General features: G+C 65.5%; 7 protein-coding genes. 5 read left to right on the top strand and 2 right to left on the bottom strand.

Annotated elements, in window-relative coordinates; translation table 11 throughout:
• Window positions 1-164: 164 nt before the first annotated feature.
• Window positions 165-341 (top strand): hypothetical protein, encoded by a 177-nt coding sequence (locus VF662_RS11285; RefSeq protein WP_464141140.1) that lies wholly within the window; start codon window positions 165-167, stop codon window positions 339-341.
• Between the two features lie 87 nt (window positions 342-428).
• Here VF662_RS11285 and VF662_RS11280 read toward each other — a convergent pair whose 3' ends face one another.
• Both VF662_RS11280 and VF662_RS11275 read right to left on the bottom strand, forming a co-directional pair.
• The gene (locus VF662_RS11280; RefSeq protein ID WP_464141138.1) at window positions 429-2546 is read right to left on the bottom strand and encodes a response regulator; all 2118 of its coding nucleotides are present in this window, start codon (window positions 2544-2546) and stop codon (window positions 429-431) included.
• Between the two features lie 3 nt (window positions 2547-2549).
• A complete protein-coding gene (locus VF662_RS11275; RefSeq protein WP_464141135.1) occupies window positions 2550-7937 on the bottom strand; it encodes a HAMP domain-containing protein in 5388 nt (1795 codons plus the stop codon).
• Window positions 7938-8429: 492 nt separating this feature from the next.
• Here VF662_RS11275 and zwf point away from each other — a divergent pair, with 492 nt between their 5' ends.
• From zwf to eda, 4 genes are all read left to right on the top strand, one after another.
• On the top strand, window positions 8430-9890 hold the full coding sequence (zwf, locus tag VF662_RS11270) for a glucose-6-phosphate dehydrogenase (protein WP_464141133.1): 1461 nt from the start codon (window positions 8430-8432) through the stop codon (window positions 9888-9890).
• Window positions 9883-11706: a phosphogluconate dehydratase gene (gene edd, locus VF662_RS11265; RefSeq protein WP_464141131.1), complete on the top strand. Its 1824-nt coding sequence runs from the start codon at window positions 9883-9885 to the stop codon at window positions 11704-11706. The genes zwf and edd overlap by 8 nt, the downstream gene beginning before the upstream one ends.
• A complete protein-coding gene (gene glk / locus VF662_RS11260) occupies window positions 11703-12674 on the top strand; it encodes a glucokinase (protein WP_464141129.1) in 972 nt (323 codons plus the stop codon). The genes edd and glk overlap by 4 nt, the downstream gene beginning before the upstream one ends.
• Window positions 12675-12691: 17 nt before the next feature.
• Window positions 12692-13160, top strand: a 469-nt coding sequence (eda, locus tag VF662_RS11255) for a bifunctional 4-hydroxy-2-oxoglutarate aldolase/2-dehydro-3-deoxy-phosphogluconate aldolase (RefSeq protein WP_464141142.1), incomplete at its 3' end; no start/stop codon positions are given.

Below are 13160 nucleotides of genomic sequence, written 5' to 3'. Positions count from 1 at the left end.
CTTGTCCGGGTCCGCGCCTGATCACACGGCTGGCGACGCTGCGCAATGGTCTGCCGGGGCGCAGGCCTGTTGCAGATGCGTCACAGCCCGAAGAACCTTTTCGAACGCATGGAAACGGCCGATGCTGACATGCGTTAATGAGCCGCTTACCCCCGAGTACCCATTTGATGCCGCGCAAACAGCATGACGAAACGCTTGCGGAGCTCGAGAGCACGCAGGCCGCGCTCCGCGAGAATATCGAAGCGAGTAAAGAACTTATCGCCAGGTCCGCCGAATTGCTGGACCGGCACCGCGCCGAACAGGCGCGGACGAAGCCCGATCAGCTCTCGCAGCAGGACTGACGGGCCGCCAACCAGTCCCGGCCGCGTATCAGGCCCAGTAGAGGACGCCCCTGCTCCTGCAGGCGGGGGCGTCCTTCTGCTTTCGGGCTACGCGCTGAGTGCGCGGATCGGCTGTTCCGCCTCGACCGGCTGATCGCCGCACACTGCGACGATGGCGGCGGCCAGCTGCTCGGGCGCGAACGGCTTGGCAAGCACCGGCACATCCTCGGGCCGCTTCGAGATCGATCCCGCTTCCGCATAGCCGGTGATGATGATGGCCGGCATTCCGTCCCTGATGCGACGCGCCTGCTGGATCACTTCGGTGCCGGAGACGTGCGGCATCGCATAGTCGCTGATGATGAGGTCGACTGCCTCCGGGTCCTTCTTCAACAGCGCGATCACCTCCGGCCCGTCCGATGCCTCGGTGACCTGGTGGCCGAGGTCCTGAAGCAGCGCCGCAGTCGTTGCGCGCACGCCCGGATGGTCGTCGACCAGAAGGATGTTGAGCGAACGGTCGAACGGCTTCGTGCCCTCGCCCGTTACCGCGACGGAAGCGTCGGTCATCGCCGCGGGAGCGCGGGGGAGCCAGATTTCCACGCGGGTGCCGGCGCCGACATTGCTGTCGATCCGGATCGCACCGCCCGATTGCTTGACGAAGCCGTAGACCATTGAAAGGCCGAGGCCGGTGCCCTTGCCGACTTCCTTGGTGGTGAAGAACGGCTCCATCACCTGTTCCAGCATTTCGGGAGCGATGCCGCAGCCGGTGTCGGTCACCGCGAGGACGACATAGTCGCCGGGGGGAAGGCCGAAGTCGCCGGTGGTACGCAGCTCGCGGTTCGCGGCCGAGACCTTGATCGTGCCGCCGTCGGGCATCGCATCGCGGGCGTTGATGATGAGGTTCATCAGCGCGAGCTCGAGCTGCGCTTCGTCCGCATAGGCGCACCAGAGGCTCTCCTCCATCGCCCAGTCCAGCTCCACGAGCCCGCCGAGCGTGTGGGCAAGGAGATCCGTGACGGTGGCCGAAAGCCTGCTGATCTCGACCGCCGCCGGCTCCAGCTTCTGCCGGCGCGCGAAGGAGAGGAGACGGCCGACAAGCTCCGAGCCCTGCTCGGCCGCGTGCCTCGTCATCGTCAGCACCTTCCGCTGATCCTCGGCGAGCTCGACCCGCCGCTCCAGCAGCCCCAGGCCGCCGAGCACCGCTGCGAGCAGATTGTTGAAATCGTGCGCGATGCCGCCGGTCAACTTGCCGATCGCGTCCATCTTCCGCGCCTGGAGGAGCTGCGTCTCGAGGTCCTTGCGGTCGGTGACGTCGAGCAGGGTGCCTGCATATTCGACGGGATTGCCGCGCGGGTCGCGCAGCAGCACGGCCTGGTCGAGGAAATGCTTGTACTGGCCGTCGGCGCACTGCCAGCGATACTCGACCGAGAGCGAATTGCCGGACCGGCGGGCGCCGAGCGCAGCGACCACCCGGTCGCGATCGTCCTCGTGAAGCCGCTCGATCCAAAGCGTCGGCGAGGCGAGGATCTGGTCGAACTCGAAGCCTGTCAGTGCCGAGAAATTGCCGCTGACGAACTTCGGGATGCGCGGGCTGGCGTCGAGATCCTCGAGATAGAGGATGATCGGCAGCGACTCGATGATCGCAGCCTGCCGCTGCTCCGCAAGCCGAAGCTGCTGCTCGGCCCTGAGGCGCTCCGAATTGGCGCGAAGGTTCGCGTCGAGCAGCTGCTGCTCCTGCCGCGCCTTCCGCTGGATCTCCTTGCGCATCGTGAACAGGTCGACGAACACGGCGACCTTCGAGCGCAGCACCAGCGGCTCGACCGGCTTGAACACGTAATCGACCGCGCCCATCGAATAGCCGCGGATCAGGTGCTGCGTCTCCTTGTTGACGGCTGATAGGAAGACGATCGGGATGCGCTTGGTCTGCTCGCGGCTGCGGATGATCTGGGCGGTCTCGTAGCCGTCCATTCCGGGCATGTAGACGTCGAGCAGGATGACTGCGAACTCGCCCTTGAGGAGCTGGCGCAGCGCCTCCTCGCCCGACGTCGCCTCTACGACATCGGCCACATCCTCGAGCACCGTCCGGATCGCGAGCAGGTTGCGCTCGTCGTCGTCGACCACGAGGACCCTCGCCCGCTCGGCCGGTTCGATCTCGATGGGCACTTCTCCCATTGGCAGTGCGCTCTGCGGGGAGGCGCGGCCTCCCCGCATTCGCTGTTCGACCGTCATCTGTTACTCCGCCGCGTTCTTCTCAAGCGGCATTTCCGGCACTGCGTTACGCTCGCGCGACCGGCCGATCCAGACCCGAAGCAGCGCCAGCAGCAGCTCGATGTCCACTGGCTTGGCGATATAATCGGACGCGCCGGCATCGAGGCACTTCTGCCGGTCGCCCTTCATCGCCTTGGCGGTGACCGCAACCAGCGGCACGTCGGCGAGCTTCGGGTTGGCCCGGATGTGCTGCATCGTCTCGTAGCCGTCCATTTCCGGCATCATGATGTCGATGAGGCCGATGTCGATGTCCGGCGTCTCCTCCAGAATCCGGATGCCGTCGCGGCCGCGCTCGGCGTGAAGGACTTCCACCTCATAGCTCTCGAGCACGCTAGTGAGCGAGTAGATGTTCCGGATGTCGTCATCGACGATCAGGATCTTCGCGCCCTTGAGTTCCGGAACCGAGCGGCTGCTGGGAAGGACATCGTTCGCGCCTTCGGTCACGACCACGTGCGGCTCGCTGCTCTTGATGTGGCCGAACAGCTCCTGGAAGACCTTGGCCAGCTCCTCCTGGTCGGCCGGCTTCTCGGTCACTCCGAACGCGCCCATGTCCATCACCGAGGCGACCTTATCGGCGCCCGAGATGACGTGGATCGGCAGGTGGCTGGTCAGCGGGTCATGCTTCAACAGGTCGAGAAGCACGAAGCCGTCGATGTCGGAGAGGCCGAGATCGAGCGTGATGGCGTGCGGCTGGAGCTTGCGCGCCATTGCCAGCGTGCCCGCACCCGCCGTCGAGACGACACCCTTCAGCCCGGCATCCCGCGCCAGATCGAGCAGGATCGAGGCGAAGGTGGGATCGTCCTCGACGATCAGCACGAACGGATCGTCGCCGAGAGCATCGCGATCGTCGCTGACTTCGAAGCCGAGCGGAAGCGCCGAGGGCACCATCGCTCCGCTATTGTCGTAGCGGGCGGTGCTGCCGCCGGTGCTGGTCGTGGCCGGCGAAGCCGCCTGCAGCGGGACGAACAGGGTGAAGGTGGAGCCCTCTCCGGGGATCGACCTCACCTGCAGCTCGCCGCCCAGCAGCCGCGCGATCTCGCGGCTGATCGAGAGGCCGAGGCCGGTGCCGCCATATTTGCGGCTGGTGGTGCCGTCGGCCTGCTGGAAGGCTTCGAAGATGAGCTTCTGCTTGTCCTGCGGGATGCCGATGCCGGTGTCCGTAACCGCGATCTCGATCGCCCGCTCGGCGCCGCGAAGCACGGGATGGTTGGTGCTCCAGCCGCCGGTCGCCGCCCGCACCGCGAGGGTGACCCCACCCTGCGAGGTGAACTTGAAGGCGTTCGACAGAAGGTTGAGCACCACCTGCTGCAGCCTTTTTTCGTCGGTGCGGATGCTGGACGGCAGGCTGGTGTCGAATTCGACGTTGAAGTCGAGGCCTTTGTCCGCCGCCAGCTGCCGGAACGTACGCTCCATATGCTGCTTGAGGCCGCTCATCGGCATGTCGCCCACCTCGATCGACACCGTTCCGGATTCGATCTTGGAGAGGTCGAGGATGTCGTTGATGAGGCTCAGAAGATCCGATCCGGCGCCGTGGATGGTGCGAGCGAACTCCGTCTGCTTCTCGTTGAGGTTGCCCTGCGGGTTGTCGGCGAGCAGCTTCGACAGGATCAGAAGCGAGTTCAGCGGCGTCCGAAGCTCGTGCGACATGTTCGCAAGGAACTCGGACTTGTACTTGGACGTGAGCGCGAGCTGCTCGGCCTTTTCCTCCACCGCGCGGCGGGCCATTTCGATCTCGATATTCTTGGCTTCCACCTGCTTCTTCTCGTTCTCGAGAAGCTGCGCCTTCTCCTGAAGCTCTTCGTTGGTGTTGTGGAGCTCTTCCTGCTTGGTGGTGAGCTCGGTCTGGCGGGCCTGAAGCTCCTGCGTCAGCAGCTGCGACTGCTTGAGGAGACCCTCCGTCCTCATCGTGGCGGCGATCGTGTTGAGCACGATGCCGACCGATTCCATCAGCTGGTCGAGGAAGCTCTGGTGGGTTTCGTTGAACTCGCTGAACGATGCGAGCTCGATCACCGCCTTCACCTCATCCTCGAAGAGGGCGGGCAGGATGTTGACGTTGGCCGGCGCTGCGTGGCCGAGGCCTGAGCCGATGCGGATGAATTCGCCCGGCACGTTCTGCAGAAGCATCGCCCGCTTGTCCGCGGCCGCTTGCCCGACGAGGCCTTCGCGCAGTTTGAACTGCGGCTTCAGCTCGTCGATATTCTCGGCGCCGTAGCTTGCGACGAGGTCCAGCACCGTCTCGTCCCCCTCGCGCTTCGTCACGTAGAAGACGCCGTATTGCGCGTTCACCAGCGGAGCGAGCTCGGACATGATGAGGTTCGACACGGTCGTAAGATCGCGCTCGCCCTGAAGCATCCGGCTGAACCGCGCGAGGTTGGTCTTGAGCCAATCCTGCTCGGCATTCTTCAGCGTCTGATCCTTCAGATTCCGGATCATCTCGTTGATCGTGTCCTTAAGCGCGGCCATCTCGCCCGACGCCTCCACCGCGATCGAGCGGGTAAGGTCGCCCTTGGTGACGGCGGTCGCCACGTCGGCGATCGAGCGCACCTGGTTGGTCAGGTTCGCGGCCAGCTGGTTCACGTTGTCGGTAAGGTCGCGCCACAGGCCGGCGGCGCCCGGGACGCGTGCCTGGCCGCCGAGCCGGCCTTCGATGCCGACCTCGCGGGCCATGTTGGTCACCTGGTCGCCGAAGGTCGACAGCGTGTCGATCATGAAGTTGATCGTCTCGGCCAGCGCGGCGATCTCGCCCTTGGCGTCCACGGTCAGCTTCCGCTTCAAGTTACCCTGCGCAACCGCGGTCACCACGTCCGCGATGCCGCGCACCTGGTTGGTGAGGTTGGTGGCCATCAGGTTCACGTTGTCCGTGAGATCCTTCCAGGTGCCGCCGACGCCCGGCACCTGCGCCTGGCCGCCGAGCTTGCCCTCGGTGCCGACCTCGCGGGCGACGCGGGTCACTTCCGACGCGAAGCCGTTCAACTGGTCCACCATGGTGTTGATGGTGTCCTTCAGCTGAAGGATTTCGCCCTTCACCTCCACGGTGATCTTCTTCGAAAGATCGCCCCTCGCCACGGCGGTCGTCACGTCGGCGATGTTGCGGACCTGGCCGGTGAGGTTCTCGGCCATCAGGTTCACGTTGTCGGTCAGGTCCTTCCAGGTGCCGGCGACGCCGCGCACCTGCGCCTGGCCGCCGAGCTTGCCTTCGGTGCCGACCTCGCGGGCCACGCGGGTCACCTCGGAGGCGAAGCCGTTCAGCTGATCGACCATGGTGTTGATCGTGTTCTTGAGCTCGAGGATCTCGCCTTTCACGTCCACGGTGATCTTCTTGGAAAGATCGCCCAGCGCCACCGCGGTGGTCACTTCCGCGATGTTGCGCACTTGGCCGGTGAGGTTCGCCGCCATGGCGTTCACATTGTCGGTCAGATCCTTCCAGGTGCCGCCGACGCCTTCCACCTTTGCCTGGCCGCCGAGCTTTCCGTCCGAGCCCACTTCGCGGGCCACGCGGGTCACTTCGGACGCGAACGAATTGAGCTGGTCCACCATGACGTTGATGGTGTCCTTGAGCTCCAGGATCTCGCCCTTCACGTCCACGGTGATCTTCTTGGAGAGGTCGCCGCGGGCCACGGCGGTGGTCACCTCGGCGATGTTGCGGACCTGGGCGGTGAGATTGCCGGCCATCAGGTTCACCGAGTCAGTCAAGTCGGCCCAGGTGCCGGCGACGCCCTCCACCTTGGCCTGGCCGCCCAGCTTCCCTTCGGAGCCCACTTCGCGGGCCACGCGCGTCACTTCGGAAGCGAAGCCGTTAAGCTGGTCCACCATCGTGTTGATGGTGTTCTTCAGCTCCAGGATCTCGCCCTTCACCTCCACGGTGATCTTCTTGGAAAGGTCGCCCTTCGCCACCGCGGTCGTCACGTCCGCGATGTTGCGGACCTGGCCCGTCAGGTTCGCGGCCATCAGGTTCACGTTGTCGGTAAGGTCGGCCCAGGTTCCGGCGACGCCGGGCACCTGCGCCTGGCCACCGAGCTTGCCCTCCGTACCCACTTCCCTCGCCACGCGCGTCACTTCCGAGGCGAAGCCGTTGAGCTGATCGACCATCACGTTGATCGTGTTCTTGAGCTCGAGGATCTCGCCCTTCACGTCCACCGTGATCTTCTTGGACAAGTCGCCCGAGGCCACCGCAGTCGTCACTTCGGCAATGTTGCGGACCTGGCCCGTGAGATTGTCGGCCATCAGGTTCACGTTGTCCGTGAGATCCTTCCAGGTACCGGCGACGCCCGGCACCTGCGCCTGGCCGCCAAGCTTACCCTCGGTACCCACTTCCCTCGCCACGCGCGTCACTTCCGACGCGAAGCCGTTGAGCTGATCGACCATGACGTTGATCGTGTTCTTGAGCTCGAGGATCTCGCCCTTCACGTCCACCGTGATCTTCTTGGACAAGTCGCCCGAGGCCACGGCCGTCGTCACTTCGGCGATGTTGCGGACCTGGCCGGTGAGGTTCGCGGCCATCAAATTCACGTTGTCGGTGAGATCCTTCCAGGTGCCGCCGACGCCTTCCACGCGCGCCTGTCCGCCGAGCTTCCCTTCCGTACCCACTTCGCGGGCCACGCGGGTGACTTCGGATGCGAACGAGTTGAGCTGGTCCACCATCGTGTTGATGGTGTTCTTCAGCTCGAGGATTTCGCCCTTCACCTCGACGGTGATCTTCTTGGAAAGGTCGCCCGAAGCCACCGCGGTCGTCACTTCGGCGATGTTGCGCACCTGACCCGTGAGGTTGGTCGCCATCGCGTTCACGTTGTCGGTCAAATCCTTCCAGGTGCCGGCGACGCCCTTCACGGTCGCCTGGCCGCCGAGCTTGCCCTCGGTGCCGACTTCGCGGGCGACGCGCGTCACTTCCGACGCGAAGGAGGCGAGCTGCTCCACCATCGTGTTCACGACCTTGCCGATGCGAAGGAACTCGCCGCGAAGCGGGCGGCCGTCGATCTCGACCGTCATGGATTGGGAGAGATCGCCCTTGGCCACGGCACCGATGACGCGCGACACTTCGGCGGTCGGCTGCACCATGTCTTCGATCAGCTCGTTCACCGCGCGCATCTTGGTTTCCCAGCCGCCGGTGGCGCCGCGGACGCGCCCGCGCTGAGTGATCTTGCCTTCCTTGCCGACGACCACCGAGAGCCGCTCGAACTCCTTGGTCACTTCCTCTTCAATCGAGACCACCTCGTTGAAGAGGCGCGCGATCTCGTTGTCGGGGCCGGCAAAATCCTCCGGCAGGCGCACTGTGAAGTCACCCCGCCTCAGCGACCGCAAGGCGGTGACGAGCTGGCGGCGGTCGAGAAAATCGCGCTGGGTTTCGGCGTTCACTTAATGCTCCTTCAGCACCTCTTCCCCCCGGACTATACCAAACCGGCCCCCCGGCCGGCGCGCTCGAACATAACAGAGTCCGCAGCTTTCGCGCGGAAAAAATCTCTATGACTTTCAGCTGATTAAGCTCCCCTTACCGCACCGGTTTTCAGCGGCAAAGCAGGGTCGAGCGCACCCGCCGCAGAAAAAAGCCTGCCGTGGAACAACTTGCCGTTGAAAAGCCCGCAGAAGACAGCATTGGGTGCCGTTGCGAACAGGGAGATTCGGCTTTGTTATATCTCGGCTGGGTAGTCGGCGCTCTGGTCGCGACGGTAATCGTCCCCAGAGCTGCGAGCAGCGTCTACAGGCGCGCCCGCCGGCCGAATGGAAGCGGGCGCGGCTGATCGCCCGTTGCGTTGCCTGCAGCTTGTGCCACGTCCGGTACATGCCTGAGCTGCCGGAGCCGCTCCCGGCGTTGACATCCCCCTTCCCTTCCTGCTTCCCAAGTGGATGATGCCAAGGATCCCCTGCCACACATTGCTGCTGTTCGGAGCGACCGGTGATCTTTCGCAGCGCATGCTTCTGCCGTCGCTGTTCGGGCTGGACGGCGACGGGCTGCTTCCCGGCGACCTTCGCATCGTCGCAACCGCCCGAAGCTACCTTGACGCCGACGGCTTCCGGGCCACCGCCGCCGAAGCGCTCGAGCGTCATGTCGATGCCGAGCGGCTGCGGCCCGAGCAGGTGCGGCGTTTCCTCGATAGACTCAGCTATGTGCCCCTGGATGCGAGCAATCCAGACGGCTTCTTGGCCCTGGCGGAAGCGGTGGGACCGCTCGACAATGGCCTCGCCATCTTCCTTTCGACGGCTCCCTCCCTGTTCGGTCCCACCATCGAAGGCCTCAAAGGGGCAGGCCTTGCCGGTCCCGATGTCCGCCTTGCGCTCGAAAAGCCGCTCGGCTCCGATCTCGCCTCGAGCCGAACGATCAACGACGCCGTCGCTGCCGCCTTCCCCGAGGAGCGCACGTTCCGGATCGACCATTATCTGGGCAAGGAGACGGTCCAGAACCTGCTCGCGCTCCGCTTCGGGAACACCCTGTTCGAGCCGCTCTGGAATGCCGGCGGGATCGAGCATGTCCAGATCACCGTCTCGGAGACGGTCGGCCTCGAAGGCCGCGCCGGCTATTATGACGGCTCGGGCGCGCTTCGTGACATGGTCCAGAACCATATGCTGCAGCTGCTCGCGCTGGTGGCGATGGAGCCTCCCTCGCAGTTCAGCGCGGCCGCCGTCCGGGACGAGAAGGTGAAGGTGTTCCGCTCGCTCCGGCCGATCGACGGGTCCAGCGCCGCCGCCTCCACCGTCACGGGTCAATATACCGCCGGCGCGGTCGCCGGCGCTCCATTACCCGGCTATGCGAACGAACTCGGCAAGCCTTCCAGCACCGAGACCTTCGTCGCCTTGAAGGCGCACGTGGACAATTGGCGCTGGAAGGGGGTTCCCTTCTACATGCGGACCGGCAAGCGCCTCCCCGAGCGGCACACCCAGATCTTCATCCAGTTCAAGGGCGTGCCGCATTCGATCTTCGCCTCGCGCGGGGCGACCGTGCAGCCCAATAAGCTCGTCATCCGGCTGCAACCCGAGGAGACGATTAGCCTGCTGATGATGGCGAAGCAGCCCGGGCTCGACCGCGAAGGAATTCGCCTGCGCGAAGTGCCGCTCGATCTCGGCCTTGCCAACGCCTTCGCCGATTCCCGCCGCCGGATCGCCTATGAGCGCCTGATCCTCGACCTGATCGAAGGCGATCCCACCCTCTTCGTCCGCCGCGACGAAGTGGAGGCGCAATGGGAATGGATCGATGGCATCAGGAACGGCTGGCAAAGCAATGCGATCGTTCCCAAATCCTATGCAGCGGGAACATGGGGCCCTTCCGCCGCGATAGCGCTGACCGAGCGCGACGGAGTGACATGGCATGAATAGGATCAAACCTGCCGTCGAGGCGGTGACGGCGCGGATCGTGGAGCGGTCCCGCCCGACCCGCGAACGCTATCTCGCGCTCATCCGCGAGCAGCGGGAGCGCGGGATCAGCCGGGCAACGATGAGCTGCGGCAACTTCGCCCACGGCTTCGCCGCCGCCGAGGAGGACAAACCGGCCATTCGCGGCGTCCGCTCGACCAATATCGGCATCGTCACAGCCTATAACGACATGCTCTCCGCCCATGCCCCCTATGGCCGCTACCCGGAGCAGATGAAGCTGTTCGCCCGCGAGGTCGGCGCCACCGCCCAGGTGGCGGGCGGCGTCCCGGCAATGTGCGACGGTGTGACTCAAGGCCAGGCGGGGATGGAGCTGTCGCTCTTCAGCCGCGATACGATCGCGCTCTCCACCGCGATCGCGCTCAGCCACGGCATGTTCGAGGCTGCGGCTCTCCTCGGCATCTGCGACAAGATCGTGCCGGGCCTGCTGATCGGCGCGCTCCGCTTCGGCCATTTGCCGACGATCCTCGTTCCCGGCGGTCCGATGCCGACGGGCCTAGCCAACAAGGAGAAGGTCCGCGTCCGCCAGCTTTATGCCGAGGGGAAAGCGACGCGCGAGGAGCTGCTCGAAGCCGAATCCGCGAGCTATCACAGCCCCGGCACCTGCACCTTTTACGGCACCGCCAATTCCAACCAGATGATGATGGAAGTGATGGGCCTCCACATGCCGGGCGCCGCCTTCGTCAATCCGGGCACGAAGCTGCGCCAGGAGCTCACCCGCGCCGCAGTGCACCGGCTCAGCCAGATCGGCTGGAACGGCAACGATTATCGCCCGCTGGGCCTCTGCGTCGATGAGAAGGCGATCGTCAACGCCGCCGTCGGCCTGCTTGCCACCGGCGGCTCGACGAACCATGCGATCCACCTCCCCGCCATTGCACGCGCAGCCGGGATCGTGATCGATTGGGAGGATCTGGATGCCCTGTCGGCCGCCGTCCCCCTCATCGCGCGCATCTATCCGAACGGCTCTGGCGACGTGAATCACTTCCAAGCGGCGGGCGGCATCGGCTTCGTCATCCGAACTCTCCTGGACGAGGGCCTCCTTCACGACGACATCATGACCGTCGCCGGCGAGACGCTGGCCGACCACGCCAGGGAACCCGCTCTGGATGGTGGTAAGCTGGTGTGGCGCGATCCGCCTCAGGAGACGCTCGATCCGACGATGCTTCGCGCCGCGAACGATCCGTTCCAGCCCGATGGCGGAATGCGGCTCGTCCACGGCAATCTCGGCCGCGCCACCTTCAAGACCAGCGCCGTCGACAGCTCCCGCTGGACCGTGGAGGCGCCGGCGCGCATCTTCTCCGACCAGAATGAGGTCCTGGCGGCCTTCAAGGCCGGCGAGCTCGATCGGGACGTGGTGGTGGTGGTCCGCTTCCAGGGGCCGAGGGCGAACGGAATGCCGGAGCTCCACAAGCTCACCCCTTCCCTCGGCGTGCTCCAGGACCGCGGGTACCGCGTTGCGCTCGTCACCGACGGCCGCATGTCGGGCGCGTCCGGAAAGGTCCCGGCGGCGATCCACCTGACGCCCGAAGCGCTTGGAGGCGGTCCGCTGGCGAAGCTGCGCGACGGCGACATCATCCGTCTCTCGGCCGAGACCGGCGAGCTCAGCGCACTGGTCGACGATCTCGATGCGCGGGAGCCCGCGGCAATGCCCCGGGCTCAGCTCGGCACCGGCCGTGAGCTGTTCGCGATGATGCGGAACGGGGCGGACGGCGCCGAGCAAGGCGCATCGGCCATGCTTCACGCGATGGAGGAAGCTGCGTGAGCGAGGTCGTTGCCGTCGACATCGGCGGCACTCACGCCCGCTTCGCGATCGCCGAGGTCGAGAACGGACGAGTCCTCCATCTCCACGACGAGATCACGTTGAAGACCGCCGCCCATGCCAGCCTTCAGACGGCTTGGGAGGATTTCGGCTCTCAGATCGGCCGACCCCTCCCCGGTGCCGCCTCGATCGCGGTGGCAGGTCCCGTTCAGGGCGAGGTGCTGAAGCTCACCAATAATCCTTGGGTGATCCGTCCGGCCTTCATCCCGCGAAAGCTCGGCGCCGAACGCTACACGCTCGTCAACGATTTCGGAGCGGTGGCGCATGCCGTCGCGCAGCTCGAAGACAGGTGCTTCGCCCACCTTTGCGGGCCCGAGCGGCCGCTGCCTGAAGAAGGCGTGATCAGCATCATCGGACCCGGCACCGGCCTCGGCGTCGCACAGTTGCTCCGGCGCCGTGACCACTATCACGTGATCGAGACGGAGGGCGGTCATGTGGATTTTGCGCCGCTCGACACGCTGGAGGATCAGATCCTCACGCATCTGAGGAAGCATTACCGCCGCGTCTCCGTGGAGCGGGTCGCCTCCGGCCAGGGCCTGTCCAACATCTACGAGGCTCTGGCGGCGATCGAGGATCGCCCAATCCGCTTCCGCGACGACAAGGAGCTTTGGCAGGCGGCCATGGCCGGCGAGGACAGTCTTGCCGCAGCCGCGTTCGACCGCTTCTGCCTCGCTCTCGGCGCCGCTGCCGGAGACATCGCCCTCGCCCAGGGCGCGCAGGCGGTGGTGATCGCGGGCGGGCTCGGCCAGCGTCTTCTCAATCACCTCCCCCGCTCGGGCTTCAGGGATCGGTTTATCGCCAAGGGGCGTTTCGAGCGGATGATGGACGAAATCCCGGTGAAGCTCATCACCCACCCACAACCAGGCCTGTTCGGCGCCGCCGCAGCCTTCGCAGCGGAGTATGGCCAGTGACAGACATCGGCAGCATCATGCGCATGTGTCCGATGATCCCGGTGCTGATCGTCGAGGATGTCGCCCAGGCACGCGCCATTGCGGAAGCGCTGGTCGCCGGCGGGCTCCGGGTTCTGGAGGTCACGCTTCGGACGCCCGCGGCGCTGGATGTGATCAGGGAGATGTCCCGCGTGGAAGGCGCGGTCGTCGGAGCGGGAACGGTGCTGAACGAAACGCAGCTCCAGGAGAGTATCGACGCCGGCGCCCGCTTCGCGGTCTCGCCCGGCCTTACCGAGCGGATCGGCCGCGCCGCCATTGCGTCCGGTCTTCCTTTCCTTCCGGGGGTATCGTCGCCCGGAGACATCATGCGCGGCCTCGACCTCGGCCTCAGCCACTTCAAATTCTTTCCGGCGGTCGCATCGGGCGGCATTCCGGGCCTGGCAGCGCTGTCCGGCCCGTTTGCGGAGGCGCGCTTCTGCCCGACCGGCGGAATTACGATGGAGACAG

Source organism: Allosphingosinicella sp. (assembly GCF_036387215.1).
Lineage (GTDB): Bacteria > Pseudomonadota > Alphaproteobacteria > Sphingomonadales > Sphingomonadaceae > Allosphingosinicella.
The sequence above is the reverse complement of the archived record's forward strand: the minus strand, read 5'-3'. Positions and strand labels throughout refer to the sequence as shown.